The sequence below is a fragment of the Pseudomonas sp. IzPS59 genome, assembly GCF_014863505.1.
GTDB classification, from domain to species: Bacteria; Pseudomonadota; Gammaproteobacteria; order Pseudomonadales; family Pseudomonadaceae; genus Aquipseudomonas; species Aquipseudomonas kribbensis.
This window is the reverse complement of the sequence record NZ_CP062251.1, coordinates 1250736-1267633: the sequence shown is the minus strand read 5'-3', so window position 1 is coordinate 1267633 and position 16898 is coordinate 1250736. Positions and strand designations below refer to the sequence as shown.

General features: G+C 55.4%; 12 protein-coding genes. 11 read left to right on the top strand and 1 reads right to left on the bottom strand.

Annotated features, from left to right (window positions below; translation table 11 throughout):
• The first annotated feature begins 497 nt into the window (after positions 1-497).
• From IF189_RS05515 to IF189_RS05485, 7 genes are all read left to right on the top strand, one after another.
• Complete coding sequence (locus IF189_RS05515; protein WP_007949952.1) at positions 498-1013, top strand: Hcp family type VI secretion system effector; 516 nt, start codon at positions 498-500, stop codon at positions 1011-1013.
• 128 nt (positions 1014-1141) lie between these two features.
• Positions 1142-3220, top strand: a complete 2079-nt coding sequence (gene tssI, locus IF189_RS05510; protein ID WP_192552954.1) for a type VI secretion system tip protein TssI/VgrG — start codon at positions 1142-1144, stop codon at positions 3218-3220.
• Between the two features lie 2 nt (positions 3221-3222).
• Complete coding sequence (locus IF189_RS05505) at positions 3223-4017, top strand: DUF4123 domain-containing protein (protein WP_192552953.1); 795 nt, start codon at positions 3223-3225, stop codon at positions 4015-4017.
• A complete protein-coding gene (locus IF189_RS05500; RefSeq protein ID WP_192552952.1) occupies positions 4014-7814 on the top strand; it encodes a hypothetical protein in 3801 nt (1266 codons plus the stop codon). The genes IF189_RS05505 and IF189_RS05500 overlap by 4 nt, the downstream gene beginning before the upstream one ends.
• A gap of 164 nt (positions 7815-7978) precedes the next feature.
• On the top strand, positions 7979-8878 hold the full coding sequence (locus tag IF189_RS05495) for a hypothetical protein (RefSeq protein WP_192553559.1): 900 nt from the start codon (positions 7979-7981) through the stop codon (positions 8876-8878).
• Between the two features lie 281 nt (positions 8879-9159).
• Positions 9160-9870, top strand: coding sequence for a hypothetical protein (locus IF189_RS05490; RefSeq protein WP_192552951.1), 711 nt, complete (start codon positions 9160-9162; stop codon positions 9868-9870).
• Between the two features lie 61 nt (positions 9871-9931).
• Positions 9932-10648, top strand: coding sequence for a permease (locus IF189_RS05485; protein ID WP_225739947.1), 717 nt, complete (start codon positions 9932-9934; stop codon positions 10646-10648).
• A 262-nt stretch (positions 10649-10910) separates the two neighbouring features.
• Here IF189_RS05485 and IF189_RS05480 read toward each other — a convergent pair whose 3' ends face one another.
• Positions 10911-11633 (bottom strand): tellurite resistance TerB family protein, encoded by a 723-nt coding sequence (locus IF189_RS05480; RefSeq protein WP_192552950.1) that lies wholly within the window; start codon positions 11631-11633, stop codon positions 10911-10913.
• A 175-nt stretch (positions 11634-11808) separates the two neighbouring features.
• On the opposite strand from IF189_RS05480, the gene IF189_RS05475 reads away from it, so the two are divergent.
• The 4 genes from IF189_RS05475 to IF189_RS05460 all read left to right on the top strand — a co-directional run bounded on the left by IF189_RS05475 (position 11809) and on the right by IF189_RS05460 (position 16898).
• Positions 11809-12723 (top strand): LysR family transcriptional regulator, encoded by a 915-nt coding sequence (locus IF189_RS05475; RefSeq protein ID WP_007954670.1) that lies wholly within the window; start codon positions 11809-11811, stop codon positions 12721-12723.
• A 99-nt stretch (positions 12724-12822) separates the two neighbouring features.
• Entirely contained in the window at positions 12823-14310 is a 1488-nt protein-coding gene (locus tag IF189_RS05470; protein ID WP_192552949.1) for a gamma-aminobutyraldehyde dehydrogenase, read from the top strand.
• A gap of 82 nt (positions 14311-14392) precedes the next feature.
• The gene (ydcS, locus tag IF189_RS05465; protein ID WP_114881536.1) at positions 14393-15544 is read left to right on the top strand and encodes a putative ABC transporter substrate-binding protein YdcS; all 1152 of its coding nucleotides are present in this window, start codon (positions 14393-14395) and stop codon (positions 15542-15544) included.
• Between the two features lie 316 nt (positions 15545-15860).
• Positions 15861-16898: an ABC transporter ATP-binding protein gene (locus IF189_RS05460; RefSeq protein ID WP_192552948.1), complete on the top strand. Its 1038-nt coding sequence runs from the start codon at positions 15861-15863 to the stop codon at positions 16896-16898.

The window sequence follows — 16898 nt, the reverse complement described above, 5'->3', positions numbered from 1 at the left end:
GGGGAGTATAGCTGAGGGCGGTGTTTCATTTATAAGACGGTTTGCCGCGCTCGCGCCGCCCGAGCGTAAACGGGATGGGCTCTGGATAAGGACTTTCAAGGAATCGCAGGGCAACGTGCCAGTGGCGCAATGGCAAAAAGGGGCGATGGATTGGCCATTTCTGCAACGGAGAGGTCTGGCACTGACATAGCCATGTGCCATGGTGCGCAACTTCTTGCGCACTTGTTTCGCAAAATCGCCGCCTGATTTCGCTACAGCCCCCGGGTTCCGTCGCCTGTAGCCAAGTGCGCAACTTCTTGCACACCACTGCGCAAGAAGTTGCGCACTTTTGGCCTTAAATTGGCATGAAACATCTTGAAACATGCACTAAACAGCAGTTTCACCCCCGTATCACGGAGACTTTGGAAAACCTGGCACGGTCCTTGATATAGCTTTGGCACCCACCGGGCGATTTCGCCTCCCGGGCACCCTAACTTTATCCGCAAGGAGCACCTCCCATGGCAACACCAGCGTACATGTCGGTTACCGGCGAAAAACAAGGCCTGATCACTGCCGGCGCCTTCACTGCCGACTCCGTTGGCAACACCTACCAGGAAGGCCACGAAGACCAGGTCATGGTTCAGGCTTTCACCCACGACGTGATCATCCCGCGTGACCCGCAATCCGGTCAGCCAACCGGTCAGCGCGTGCACAAGCCAGTTGTGATCACCAAGGTCTACGACAAGGCTTCGCCTCTGCTGCAAGCCGCTCTGACCTCCGGCGAGCGCATGAGCGAAATCGTTATCCAGTGGTACCGCACTTCGGCTCAAGGCACCCAAGAGCACTACTACACCACCAAACTGGAAGACGCGATCATCGTCGCCATCAACAACAAAATGCACAACTGCCAGGATCCAGGCAACGCGCACTTCACCCACCTGGAAGAAGTGCAGTTCACCTACCGCAAAATCACCTGGACCCACGAAGTATCCGGTACTTCGGGTTCCGATGACTGGCGTGCTCCAGTCGTTTAATTACGGCTGATCGTTTCAAGCATCGGCCAGCTCTGCTGGTCGATGTTGTTTACGCCCCTCCAGAATTTCGCGCGCGTTGACCGCTCTTGCGGTTGACGGGCGCCGCTGTACAGCACGAGGAACAAGGGATGTTCGCGCCGGCCAATGAAACCCACTTTGCCCTGACCATCGAAGGGCTTTCCGCCGATTTCCAGGTGTTTACCCTCACCGGTCGGGAAGCCATCAGCCAGCCGTTTGCCTTCGAGGTGGAGCTGGTCAGTGAGCAGCCGTCGCTGGACCTCGAAACCCTGCTGCACAAACCGGCCTTCCTGCAGCTGTCGCCCGACGGCAGCGGCATCCACGGCCTGATCGACCGCGCCGCGCAAGGCGATTCCGGCAAGCGCCTGACGCGCTACTCCGTGACCCTGCGCCCGCAACTTTCGTACCTGGCGCACCGGATCAACCAGCGGATCTTCCAGAACCTCAGCGTGCCGAAAATCATCGGCAAGGTCCTCGAAGAGCATGGCATCCAGGGCAACGCCTATGAATTCCAGACCGGGTCGATCTACCCCGAGCGTATCTACTGCGTGCAGTACGACGAATCGGACCTGCATTTCATCCAGCGCCTGTGCGAAGAGGAAGGCATTCACTACCACTTCCAGCACAGCGCCACGGCGCACAAACTGGTGTTCGGCGATGACCAGACGGTGTTCCACAAACTGGCGCCGGTGGCCTATCAACAGGACTCCGGCATGGTCGCCAGCGACCCGGTGATCAAGCGCTTCGACCTGCGCCTGGAAACCCGCACCAGCCGCACCACCCGCCGCGATTACGACTTCGAAAAACCGCGGATCACCCTCGAAAGCGAAAACCGTGGCGACGCCCTGCCCGACCTCGAGGACTACGATTACCCGGGCCGTTTCGTCGACCGCGAGCGCGGCAAACACCTGGCCAAACGCGCCCTCGAACGCCATCGCAGCGACTTCCAGCTCGCCGAAGGCAAGAGCGACCAGCCGCTGCTGGTCAGCGGCCATTTCCTCGCGCTGAAAGAACACCCGAAAGCCAAGTGGAACGACCTGTGGCTGCTCACCGAAGTCCATCACGAAGGCAAGCAGCCGCAGGTGCTGGAAGAGTCGGTCACCAGTGACACCACTGCGCTGAAAGACGATTTCCATCAGGGCTACCGCAACCGCTTCCAGGCCACCCCGTGGGACGTGCCGAACCGCCCGCCCCTGCGCCACCCGAAACCGCGCATCCTCGGCAGCCAGAGCGCCGTGGTCACCGGCCCGCAAGGCCAGGAAATCCACTGCGACGAATACGGCCGGGTAAAAGTGCAGTTCCACTGGGATCGCGAAGGCCAGGCCGACGACAAAACCAGCTGCTGGCTGCGCGTGTCGTCAGCCTGGGCCGGCGCCCAATATGGCGGCATCGCCATCCCGCGCATCGGCATGGAAGTGCTGGTGACTTTCCTTGAAGGCGACCCCGACCAGCCGCTGATCAGCGGCTGCCTGTACCACAAGGAAAACACCGTCCCCTACGCGCTGCCGGCGAACAAGACGCGCACCACCTTCAAGACCCTGAGCTCCATGGGCGGCGGCGGCTTCAACGAACTGCGCATCGAAGACAAGAAAGGCCAGGAACAGATCTTCCTCCACGCCCAGCGCGACTGGGACGAGAACATCGAACACGACCAGAAAATCCGCGTCGGCAACGAACGCCACGACGTCGTGGAAAAGAACAGCTACACGGAATTCAAGGCCGAAGAACACCACACCGTCTACGAAGACCGCAAAGTCGAAGCACGCGCCAACGACCACCTGACCGTGGGCGTGAACCAGCACATCAAGATCGGCACCGGGCAATTCATCGACGCAGGGCAGGAAATTCACCTGAGCAGCGGGATGAAAGTGGTGCTGGAAGCTGGCGCTGAACTGACGCTGGTCGGTGGCGGCAGCTTCATCAAGATCGATGGCGGCGGCGTGACCATGAGCGGGCCGGCGATCAATATCAACTCGGGTGGTGGACCGGGGAGCGGAACGGGTGCGGCGCCGTTGATGCCGGGGCCGTTGAAGCAGGCGGATGCGGATAAGCCAGGCATGCTTTTGCAGCAGCGTCTGCGTGAAAATGTGCCCATTGTTGAACTGTGCCAAAAACCCAAAGGTGGGACGCCAATGGAATGCCCATTGACAGATTGCCCCTGCAGGAAAGCCTTGATGGCGGGAGCATAGACATGAGTATTTCGGTATTGCTGGAACGCACGGACGACCTATTGGAAAAACTCTACCAACAGTTGCCCGATCCTAATCCAACCCTTTTGTTCGATTCGACTGAGCTGCAAGCGTACTCGGAACAAAGTCCGATCTGGCTTGAGTCGACATCCAGCGCTTTCATTATCGAACAAATGCGCGAGTCGCCTTCAGCATGGCCAGGGCTGATCATAGAAAGCCAGGCATCCGATGAAAATCTGTTGACACACCTTCGGCATATTCTGTTTATACGTTTCGACACCGAGCGCAAAGGGGTGCTTCGCTATTCCAACCCAAGAACAGCGAGCTATTTCTTTACCGTTAAGAACGAGACGACGCCCTGCACCTGGATGGGTCCTATCAACCGGATGAGCTGGTATGGCGGTACATGGTACGACTTGGCAAACAACTCACTTCACTGGTTCAGTGTAGAGAATGGGAATACGCGGGACTGGAAAAAAAACGACGGTCTGAACTCTCTGCATCTTGATGTGCTTCATGAACAAGCCTTGCAGCGGCAACAGAAAGAACATTTTGTCTATGTGTGGTGGCACAAGCAGAGCGACGCATCGCTGGCTGAGGCAGCCCAATTCCTGGATGAAGGCATCGCAGATGGTTTCATAGAACCGCAAGAGTTGAACAAATACTTATCGCTACGTGCCAGTTACCCGAACACACAAACTCCAATGATTCCCAAGTGTGGTAGTGGCGAAGATCGCCTGGGCCTTCTGCAGCAATATCTAAGTAGCAATTTCGAGGACAAGGAGTCTCTGACATGAGTAAACCCGTTGGGAGTTTAAGCTCTGGTCCGGCTTGCGAAACATCCAAGGTGATCGTCCAAGTCATAGGCAAGGACCATCCTGCGACTCAGAGAGTAGTGTTGTGTGATCCTGCCGACAAAGTTCAGAAGGCACAGACGGAACCGCAGGAAAAAGAAATTTGCAGTAGCGTTTTGCATGTATGGAATTGCACCGGTGAAGCCAAACGGAAACTCTGGCTGGAAATCGACTCGACGCAGGGTAAACCCATCCGGTTGCCCCTGCTTGCTGATGTTCGATCAACCCCACGCGAATCTGACGTTCAGTGGAACCAACTCGTACCCGTTCTACCTTTCGTTTCGCTTCCCGGCTCAAAAAGTGCGTATGACCACGGCACACCAGTGCTGGCTCGGGCAGGGTTCATCTATGTCTTCTACAAAGGCAAACTATGGCGTGAACTGGAGGTTCGAATCCTTGAAGGGAAAACGACATATCACGACGTGGACATTGCTCACTACCGGCAAGAAAAGACATTTAAAACAGGTGAACGAAAAGTCACTGGGGTAGCGCTGGAAGATATTTGGATACCTTCTCTCTGGAACAATCAGAGAGTGCTAGATCTACAGATGTGCTTTTCTGAAATACAACTACACGCCGCTCGCCTGCAACGTTTTGAGGAAGATAGCCGTTTGCGCAGCCAACGCTGCAAGAACCCGCAAAATCTGACTTGCTCCAACAAGAGCTTTAAAGACCTGTACACCGGTAAGCCCGATGGCAAGGCTATGCTTGAGGCATTTTCAAATTTCAATGTTCACAACTACGCCAATAGCACCGCAGCGGCGCAGGCCACCGTCGTCAAACGCAATCTCGAAAGCGGTTGTTTTCCAGTCAGCGTGGCAGCACCTCAACGATCGCGCGAGCCAGGCTATGAAGGACTACTCGATCATCCTGGCCGCTATCTGTGTGATCTCTCTGGACAATTCCCTGTTACAGCTAGCCAGAAAGCCAAAACGTTCCTCCAAGCGTGTACCAAAGGCACATCAGAAAATAACGATCCAGTGCAGCGTACCGAACTGCTCGAGTTGAGTGCGGTAGCTGATGCATTAGTTGCATCAATGCCGGCACCAGCCGCCTCTGACAACAAGGAGGCGCCTCCCGACGTATGGATAGCCCAAGCCAGCGTTGCAGATACGCTAGCCAAGGCAAGACAACGGCAAATCTGTGGTGTACTGCTGGAAGATCCACGCTACCGGCTCAGACATCTGAAGAGTCGTTTGGAAACCCATCAGGAACTGCTAAAACTTTGCGCACGTCATGCGACCCAACAAGCCAACCATGCCAGTGCCCTGCTCATACAACAGCTGGTAGTACCCCGTAATCTACAAGGCAAATCTAACCCGTTGCATGCGAGCCTTGAAAAAGTTGGCGGTACTGGAAAGCAGCGAATCAATCAGTGCACCGCTGTTCTGGAACGAACGATGGTCTGGCAGCACATGAATAGTGCTCAGAATCTACTGACTGAAAGCTTGCAACAGGACGTTACACAACAAACCCTGGCCGATCATCTGAGCCTTGATGGCTTTGACTACTTGTCTGCTCTGTTCGTCATCAGCCAAACGATTGCTGCACTTGCGGCCCCCCCCTCGCGTCTTGATCCTCTGGCGCCAAGCGGTGACGTAGTCGATGCCGTAAGCGGTGTCACTCTGTACAGCCCTAAAGCCACACCGGGGCAACAGTGGTTGGCTACTTTGGCCAATAGCGCCGAAACGCCGTTACACCTAATGTTCTGGCCTGAATGCGATATGGAACGCGCCTGCAAACCCTATCAAGTGCCGCAGCCGGAAAAAAACAAAGGGGATGGAAAGTACCGCGCTTCTGAGCTAGCGAAGCTTGAGAACAAAGTCCCACCCGCTGCTGCCCAGCTAACCACGATGGATGCCGATATCGTGGCCAACCTTTTGGCGGGCGCCAGCCTCGATAGTTTTCTGATAACTAGCGGCAAGAATATCAGTAGCGCGCTTCTCGGCATCTACGACACGCTTCAATCGGCCGTGGAAAATGCGCTTGCCGCCACCCTGCCGTCGCGGGAGGCGTTCAATCAGGCGTCAGCCGATGCCGATGCAAGTAATGACGCCCGAAACCGGGCAAATGATCGGATGCAAAAGACACGTGACCGATTGGCAGAACGCGCGCGCCCCGTCAATGTGAAGCTGCACGCACGAGGAGTGGAGCAGCTTCGCAGTATGATGCCGAACACATTCGGTCCCGCCTACTTCATGCGTCGGGGAGCCGTCACGCAAAGCTATTATCTCTTTGGTCTGGAAGATCTTCCTACCCGCGAGTCCGTACCCGTAACGTACTACGGAGAGTTTTTGGACAATAAAGGGAAACTTCTAGGCAGTACCGATCGAACGCGTCTGCCTGAAACCGGCGTCTTAAGCTCCGAACATTTGGTGCTGGCAATCCCGCGCAATCATAGTACTGCACAGTTAGTCAGAAACATGAACCAGCAACTTACGGCTGCCCAGCTTTCCAATACGGCATCCGATGCCGCGAATGCGCGGGTCGTACAGACCGGATCCGCTCTCACTGATGCCGTGAACCAACACAGAACTCGCAATAATGCCCCTGTATTCCGCATTTTAAATTCACGCCCATTCTCAATAGCAGTACTGATGCTTGAAATGTGGAATGTGAATGCAGAGTTGCAAGGCAGGGAAGCCGCTAGCAGGGAGAAGAATAAAAACCGAGTCCGATTGGGGGTTTTGGCGGCAGGAATGGACCTGATCATTGCGATGGAGTCATTGACCGTAAAACTGGTTGGAACCCAATCCGCGCTCGCGTTAGCCCGAAAACCGATTTACGACTTGGCAGACAGCAATGTAAAAAAGTGGATCGGCAAAGCCCTGACTGAACGACTAACACAAAAAATCACGGCTCGATTGATCACACAATCATTCTCGGGAATCATTTTTGCTGGCATAAGCATTTACGATGCCTGGTATGCCTGGCAATGGAATGACAACGCGATGTATGGATACTTGCTGATGGCTGGCGGTGCTGCAGCTGGAGTGGTTGCCGGAATGGCAACGGGTGCGGCGAGTGCGGGTCCGGTGCTCGGACTGACCCCTTTGGGTTGGCTGGCACTCTTGCTCATTGGCACTGGAGCAGGCTTGGTACTTTGGCTCAGTAGCACTCCACTGGAGGATTGGCTCCTGAACGGCCCTTTTGCATCGAAGGGTGAGGAAAACGCCAAGCATCTTAAAGACCCGCAAGAGGCTTTTTATCGATTGATCGGGTTACTTTCCGGTATCGGAATTTCGGTGAAGCCAAACACGCTTTTTGATCCCAACGCAAAACTTGACATACATTCGGAAAACCCTTTTGAAGTCCGTAATGCCAATACAGTGATTCGTATCGAAAGCAGACTGCCCGGACTTATCGGAAGCATAGGCAACATTGGCATTCAGGCCGAGTGTCGAATTCGTGAAGTAGTGACTACCAATTTTCGAGGATCACCATTATCAACTCAGAAAAACGTATCTGGCAGCCCTCCTGTTTATAAAGCGCAGCGTGTATACATGGATGCGCTGGAACTGTACGTTGACACTCCAGAAATGATCACCACACCCAAAAAGTCGACAGGGTACGAATGGGCCGTACGTGCACAGTTCGTTCTAAAAAATCAGTCTGAAACACGTTACTTTCCAGCACCCAGTGTAAAAGACCCTACTCGTTTTAGCGCAGCATATGCCAAGGCAGACTTCAACAAAACCAACCGCCCATTCTGGGCCGACGAGCAGACGAACAAGGCCTGAACATGTCAAAAGACGCTGAACCGCAGCTTTACTACTCTGAAGAAGCTTACCGGGCAGACCGCATCCCCGTGCAAGCAGACTCAGCGAAGCGAAGCCCCCTTCACAAACTAACCGGCACGCGCTTGCCTTGGGGTCACACGCAAGATGTGGTTCCAGAAAACATAATGGAAGATCCAAAACCAGAAAGTATGCGTTTTTGGGAGCAATGGGAGAAAGAAAAGGCAGAGATGAAAGCGAATGGGAAATACGTGCCACGCCCATTCGAAGATGTGGAGCTGCACTGTAAATATGATCATGAGCGGTTCCGTTTTGCTCAATTGCCCTTTCGATCTCAGTTCTGGCTCTCGCTCAGAACCTTTTGCAAGTGGGGGATGATCATTCTCCTCCCATTATGTTTTCTGATTGATTCGCTATTTGAAACGGACTCATCTGAATTCAACATAAGAGAGCTCACAAACAACTCCATTACATTACTCATTATAAAAATATTACTCCCACCTTGGATAATTAGCAGCATCATTGTCAATTACTTCCCGAAAGTCTGGTTTCGACCTCCCAAAGGGCCGCTATGGGAATTGAATCGTGTTACAGGACAGGTGACGATTTTCAATTGCGCGCGTGCAAAAATACAAAATAAAACCGCTGACATGGTTGCACCATTTCACGAATTCGATGCCTATATCGTAACGTCACCAGATCGCCAAGGATTGCCCACGAATGGGTTACAACTCGCTCATCGCTATAGTAATACCACCATTAATCTGAGCGCCCTGATAACCCCTGACAATACGACACAAAGACCCTGTGCGCTCTGGGATTTCTTGCAAAATTTTATGGACACCCAACGTCCACTGCCTGAAATCCCGATGTATGAACCCTATCGAAACTCGGATCCAACGACTTTTGAACATGATAAAAAAAATGGTCGACCAGCGCGTTATTGGATCGATATGGACAACGATACTTTCAAAGCAAAAGTTAAGGAAATGCTTGAAAAAATCGACACCATAGATACATTTGCTCGCCCGAACCTTATGGCAAAAGCAGTCAAATACATTGATTAGACATTGTTTGGTCAGGGAAGATATTGGACAGATGGTGACAGATCTACTTCCTGAAAAAAGCTGTCATCATTTCCATACAACGAAAACTCTGCATCAGAAAATCCAGAAACAACATCTACACTTCAGAATCGTTACCAACTGAAACTCGATAAAGAAGACGCCGACGATCAGAAACACACCCGTATTAGCCCATTGAATAGTAGCACTCTGATCGTACAAAACTGGGTAGCCGCAAAGATGCCGTAGTGCCCCCGTTAATTAATTAAAGAAAACCACAAACAATGGAATTAAAAAACGACACGACCCCTTCAGAAAAACCATTAAAAAATCAGGAAAAAACCCTGATGAAATGGACGATAAAAGCCAAACCCCGGGATACAACCAACATGGACATCGGCATGGCAATTATTATAGCCATCGGTGTAGCGGCGATAACAAATGGTATTCACGAGTCTTATATCCTCAACCTATCAGAAGAAAATGGCTCCATTTTCCTGAATCTTCATGCTGGTACAATCTGGACTTTGGCAGCCACCTACCTTTGGATTCTTGTCGTTCATCAAAAAAAGACATATACCTATACTATTACCGAAACAGTGGGAACCGAGGAATCTTCAGTAAACTTTCCAAAGTCTGCTCATGCCGTATTCAAGGCCATATCGGCGCTATTTTTCATAATTATTATCGCAACCATTATCTATAGCCCTTCATCGGCTTTAATACTCGCAGCCCCTGCAGGGATGGCCTTGATAGCAGCAAAATTTTTTCTTACCTGGAATAACACTCCGAAAATAGAAGAATCATCCGAATGGAAAGAATACAAGTTCGTCACCATCGACAAAAAAAGACGTTTAATCGTAGCTCAATACACCGACATCATGATCGGCTTCGAGGCCAGGCTTCCCGAAAGCTTATTTGCAGAATACTTATCAACACTTAAAAAACTACTTCCGAAAGATGCAGTTTTTGCGGAAAAAGATTGGATGTGGTGAACTACCAAACCAAAACATCGAAACCTGCGCGATGATCTGGCCGTAGCGGAATAATACGAACATGACAAAACCCAGTGACAACTCATTCAACCAGACTTCATGCAGAGCCTTTGAAGAAGAATCAAGTGCACATGAACGCATCCTTATGGAATGGTCGACAAAAACAATAAAATCTCCACCTAAGGAAATCATGAAAGCACAACTTTGGCTTTTTGCTGGCGCGACGCTAATGAATATTTTTGTAACGGCCATCACTTGGAATAACCTGCCACAATATACGCTTGGACTTTTGTCGATGCATATATTTTCGTACGCACTGACCATTTACTTCATATTTATATTACGCCAAAAAACAGTATTCAATTACTCCATCACAGAGAATCATGGAAAAGTCGAACATTATCGGCACTACCCAGAATCTTCCGGAACCATTTTCAAAAGCCTCGCTATTTTTATAATATTATTTTTCTCAGGCGTTGCGATTTATACAGGGTCCTTGGCCTTTATGATCGGCCCGGCAGCTATTGCTCTTGGAGCGGCAAAATCCCTTCTCGGCTGGAAAAACAAAATAACCAACTCGCGCAGCTCCCCTTGGACGGAATATAATTTTGTAACTATAGATCGGTCCAGGCTCATGATAATCATCCATAGAACCAACCAATCAGTGGGATTCGAAGCACGCTTCCAAAAAACGGCTACATTCGATCGTTACTTGAGAACTTTGAAAGCAGTACTACCAAGCAGCGCCATATTCACAGAAAAAAATTGGCAATGGTAATTATTGAAATAACTTATAATCACACTGACTACTTATCTAAATATATAAAAGATAGAAAGGTGACAGATCCATTTTCTAACAAATGGATCTGTCACCTTTTCCTTGATCCGAGAGCACCGTTGCCGCTGCCCACTTATACTTACCTGGGTTTCAGTGGCGGCATGCCCCAGGTGCTCTCATGGTAAATGACGCCGGGTGGACCATTTATGGCTGCGGTCATGACGTTCTGGAACCTGCCTAACCGCCTCGTCGAATTCACAACCTAAAAAGTTGCCTGACGCACCTGCCTCTCCAACTCCACCTTCAACCCCGGCTCCAGCTTCAACTGCCGCGCCAGTTCGTCCAGATAGCTCTTCTCCATGAAGTTCTCCTCATCCACCATCATCACGCTGGCCACGTACATCTCGGCGGCCATCTCCGGTGTGCTTGCCGCGCGGGCGACGTCGGTGGGGTCGAGGGGTTTGTTGAGTTCGGCGTGGAGCCAGTACTTGAGTTCCTGATCGTTGTCGAGTTTGGTGAATTCGCCTTCGATCAGCTGGCGTTCGCGGTCGTCGATGTGGCCGTCGGCCTTGGCGGCGGCGACCAGGGCCTTGAGGATGGCCTGGCTGTGTTGTTCGACTTGCGCCGGTGGCAGGCGATCGAGGGTTTGCGGTTCGCTTTGTGGGGCGGTGCCTTTCTGGGCGTTCCAGTTGCCGTAGGCTTTATAGGCGATCACGCCCAGTGCGGCGAGGCCGCCGTAGAGGGCGACTTTACCGCCAACCTTGCGGGCCTTTTTGCTGCCCAGCAGCAAGCCCATGGCGCCGGCCGCCAGGGCTCCGCCGCCTGCGCCTGACAGTAAACCGCCGAGTGCGCCATTACTGGAAGATCCGCCCAGCAAGCCGCCCAACCCACCGGCAGCCGGTTTGTTCTGCGCCCCGCCCGCCTTGTTCTGCAGCAGTTCCTGGCCGGATTTGAGGAGTTGATCGAGCAATCCACGGGTGTTCATGTTCCGTCTCCAAACAGGGTTATCCGGATCAATAAGGCTCTCAGCCTAGTTCGAAAGTGCCCGTCACTTGGGTGCGAGTGTGCTTCCAGATGTTGCCTGGCCCACCGCAGCCATTCGCGAAAATAGATATACACTCGAGGCAATCTATAAAAACCGCCCACCGGGTAAACCTTCCATGATGACCTTGCGTCAGATCCGCCATTTCATCGCCGTGGCCGAGACCGGCTCGATCTCCGCCGCCGCGCAAACCGCGTTCATTTCCCAATCGACCCTGACCCTGGCCATCCAGCAACTGGAAGAAGAAATCGGCGTCAGCCTGTTCAACCGCCACGCCAAGGGCATGACGCTCACCCATCAGGGCCATCAGTTCCTGCGCCAGGCGCACCTGATTCTGGCCACCGTGGACAACGCCAAGCGCAGCCTGCAACAGAGCACCGATCAGGTCGCCGGGCAGTTGATCGTCGGCGTGACCAGTTTGGTGGCCGGTTATTACCTGGCGGATTTGCTCACCCGTTTCCAGCGCGCATATCCCAATGTCGAGATCCGGGTGATGGAGGACGAGCGGCCGTACATCGAGCATCTGCTGGTCAGCGGCGAGATTGATGTCGGGGTGCTGATCCTCTCCAACCTCGAAGACCGCCACGCCTTGCAGACCGAAGTGCTGACCCACTCGCCGCACCGTTTGTGGCTGCCGGCCCAGCATCCGCTGCTGGAACACGACAGCATCAACCTCGCCGATGTCGCCCGGGAGCCGCTGATTCAACTGAACGTCGACGAGATGGATCGCAATGCCCAACGTCTTTGGCGTGGCGCCGGGCTGCAACCGAAGATTACCCTCAGGACCGCGTCCACCGAGGCCGTGCGAAGTCTGGTGGCGGCGGGATTGGGCGTGTCGATCCAGCCGGACATGACCTACCGTCCATGGTCGCTGGAAGGCGACATCATCGAAGCCCGGCCAATTGCTGACCTCAACCAGACCCTCGACGTCGGTCTGGCCTGGCGTCGCGGCACCGCGCGCCCCGCATTGGTCGATCCCTTCCTGACCGTTGCTCGCGAGCAGCCTCACGGCGGGCGCAAGCCATCTATTTAATCGAATGCCACCTTCAGTATTTAGAATTTGTCGACCCCGGAGCCGCGCACTAGTCTTGCTGCATCTATAAGACGGTCGGCTCCCGGAACAGGGAGCAACATGGCCATACAAGAAAAGAGATCACGGAAAATGACTGGCGCGCAGCCCCACATGCACACCGCGTTGCTGATCGACGGCGAACTGGTCGCCGGCCAGGGTTTTGTCGAACCGATCCTCAACCCGGCCACCGGCGAAGTCCTGACCCAGATCGCCGAGGCCAGCACCGAGCAAGTCGAAGCCGCCATCCTCGCCGCCCACCGCGCTTTTGCCGAGTGGTCGCGCACCACCCCGCAACAACGCTCGAATTTCCTGCTGGAAATCGCCAACGCCGTTGAAAAGCACGCCGACCACCTCGCCCGTCTCGAAGCCCTGAACTGCGGCAAGCCGCTGCACCTGGCGCGTCAGGACGATTTGACCGCGACCGTCGATGTCTTCCGCTTCTTCGCCGGCGCCGTGCGTTGCCAGACCGGCCAGCTCAGCGGCGAATACGTGCCGGGCTACACCAGCATGGTGCGCCGCGATCCGATTGGCGTCGTCGCGTCGATTGCGCCGTGGAACTACCCGATCATGATGGCCGCATGGAAGATCGCCCCGGCCCTCGCTGCCGGCAATACGCTGGTGTTCAAGCCGTCCGAGCACACGCCGCTATCGATTCTGGCGTTGGCCCCGGCGCTGGCCGAGATTCTGCCGCGCGGAGTGATCAACATTGTCTGCGGTGGCGGCGAAGGCGTCGGCAGTCATCTGGTCGGCCATCCGAAAGTGCGCATGGTGTCGCTGACCGGCGATATCGTCACCGGCCAGAAAATCCTCCAGGCCGCCGCCAAAACCCTGAAACGCACGCATCTCGAACTTGGCGGCAAGGCTCCGGTGATCGTCTGCAACGACGCCGACCTCAAAGCCGTGGTCGAAGGCGTGCGCACTTATGGCTATTACAACGCCGGGCAGGATTGCACGGCGGCTTGCCGGATCTACGCCCAGGCCGGGATTCACGACAAGTTGGTCGCCGAGCTCGGCGCGGCGGTCAGCAGCCTGCGCTTCGCCGGCAAACGCGACGCCGACAACGAGATCGGCCCGCTGATCAGCACCCGCCAGCGCGACCGGGTGGCCAGTTTCGTCGAGCGCGCCCTCGGCCAGCCGCACATCGAGCGGGTGACCGGAGCGGCGGTGCATTCCGGTGCCGGGTTCTTCTATCAGCCAACCCTGCTGGCCGGTTGCAAACAGAGCGATGAAATCGTCCAGCGCGAAGTGTTCGGCCCGGTGGTGACCGTGACCCGCTTCGATGAACTGGCGCAAGCGGTGGACTGGGCCAACGACTCGGAGTACGGCCTCGCCTCGTCGGTATGGACCCAGAACCTCGACAAAGCAATGCAGGTCGCCGCACGTCTGCAATACGGCTGCACCTGGATCAACAGCCATTTCATGCTGGTCAGCGAAATGCCCCACGGCGGCCTGAAACGCTCCGGTTACGGCAAAGACTTATCCAGCGATTCGCTACAGGACTACAGCGTGGTGCGGCACATCATGGCCCGCCACGGCCAGCATCTCTGACTACGCTAATAACAAGCCGCTGACGGCATGCTCCACCGCGTTCACAACTGCCCCGACCATAATTTAAAGAAGAGGGTTCACCATGTTCGTGCACAAGACCGCACTGCTCAGTGCAATCACCACGGCCCTGCTGGCCAGCGCCAGCCTGCAGGCCGCCGAGCCGCTGAAAGCCGTCGGCGCCGGCGAAGGCCAACTGGATATCGTCGCCTGGCCCGGTTACATCGAACGCGGTGAAAGCGACAAGGCCTACGACTGGGTGACCGGTTTCGAGAAGGAAACCGGCTGCAAGGTCAATGTGAAAACCGCCGCCACCTCCGATGAAATGGTCAGCCTGATGGCCAAGGGCGGTTACGACCTGGTGACCGCGTCGGGCGATGCCTCGCTGCGGTTGATCGTCGGCAAGCGTGTGCAACCGATCAACACCGCGTTGATCCCGAACTGGAAATCCCTCGACCCGCGCCTGAAAGACGCGCCGTGGTACGTGGTCAATAAACAAACCTACGGCACCCCGTACCAGTGGGGCCCGAACGTGTTGATGTACAACACCAATGTGTTCAAGACCGCGCCGACCAGCTGGAACGTGGTGTTCGAGGAACAGAACCTGCCGGACGGCAAGCCGAACAAGGGCCGCGTGCAGGCCTACGACGGTCCGATCTACATCGCCGACGCGGCGCTCTATCTGAAATCCACCAAGCCTGAGCTGGGGATCAAGGATCCGTATCAACTCACCGAAGATCAGTACAAGGCTGTGCTGGAACTGTTGCGCGCCCAGCAGAAGCTGATCCACCGCTACTGGCACGACACCACGGTGCAGATGAGCGACTTCAAGAACGAAGGCGTGGTCGCATCCAGCGCCTGGCCGTATCAGGTCAACGGCCTGATCAACGACAAACAGCCGATCGCGTCGACCGTGCCGAAAGAAGGCGCCACCGGTTGGGCCGACACCACCATGCTGCACGCCGAGGCCAAGCACCCGAACTGCGCGTACAAGTGGATGGACTGGTCGCTGCAGCCGAAAGTCCAGGGTGATGTGGCGGCGTGGTTCGGTTCGTTGCCGGCGGTTCCGGCGGCTTGTCAGGGCAGTGAGTTGCTGGGTGCTGAAGGCTGCAAGACCAACGGGTTTGATCAGTTCGACAAGATCGCCTTCTGGAAAACCCCGCAGGCTGAGGGTGGGAAGTTTGTGCCGTACAGCCGGTGGACGCAGGACTACATTGCGATTATGGGCGGTCGCTGATCTCGAATTCACCTCGGTCGAGCTCCCTTTCCCCCTCGCCCCCTTGGGGGCGGTCCGACGTTTCGGGAGGGCTGGGCGGGCGGCGTGCCGATGAGGGGGTGGCTTTTGACTTTGCTTTTGAAATTGGAGCAATGGCCGAAACCGCTGCCCTCACCCCCCGCCCTCTCCCGGAGGGAGAGGGCGCCTAAAGCGGACCGCGTCAGACCTACCCAAAAGTGGTGAGCCAACACGGGCATACACCGCCAAACGATCCAGTTTTTTCAGAAGTCCAGGCAGGGCCGCTGTGACGGCCCTCGCCTTTTTGGAGCACCGCATCATGACGCTTGCAGTCCAGTTCACCAACGTTTCCCGGCAGTTCGGCGAGGTGAAGGCCGTTGACCGGGTTTCCATCGACATCCAGGACGGCGAGTTCTTTTCCATGCTCGGCCCTTCAGGTTCGGGCAAGACCACGTGCCTGCGCCTGATCGCCGGGTTCGAGCAACCGAGCGCGGGCTCGATCCGCATTCACGGCGCCGAAGCCGCCGGTCTGCCGCCCTATCAACGCGACGTCAACACTGTGTTTCAGGATTACGCGCTGTTCCCGCACATGAACGTGCTGGACAACGTCGCCTACGGCCTGAAGGTCAAAGGTGTGAACAAGAACGAGCGTCACAAACGTGCCGAAGAAGCCTTGGACATGGTTGCCCTCGGCGGCTACGGCACCCGCAAACCGGTGCAGTTGTCCGGCGGTCAGCGCCAGCGTGTCGCCCTCGCCCGCGCCTTGGTCAATCGTCCGCGAGTGCTGTTGCTCGACGAACCGTTGGGCGCCCTCGACCTGAAGCTGCGCGAGCAGATGCAGAGCGAACTGAAGAAGCTGCAACGCCAGCTCGGCATTACCTTCATCTTCGTCACCCACGACCAGACCGAAGCGCTATCGATGTCCGACCGCGTGGCCGTGTTCAACAAGGGTCGCATCGAACAGGTCGACACACCGCGCAATCTGTACATGAAACCCACCACCACGTTTGTCGCCGAATTCGTCGGCACTTCGAACGTGATTCGCGGCGATCTGGCGCGCCAGCTCAGCGGTCATCCGCAGCCGTTTTCGATCCGCCCGGAACACGTGCGGTTCGCCGAAGGCCCGCTGGCCAGCCATGAAATCGAAGTCAGCGGCCTGCTCCACGACATTCAGTACCAGGGCAGCGCCACGCGCTATGAACTGAAGCTGGAAAACGGCCAGACCCTGAGCATCAGCCAGGCCAACAATCAGTGGATCGTCAGCAGCGCGCAGCACCAGACCGGTCAGCGCATCAGCGCACGCTGGGCGCGGGAAGCGATGATTCCGCTGCACGACACCGTTGCGAGCGGGGTGTGA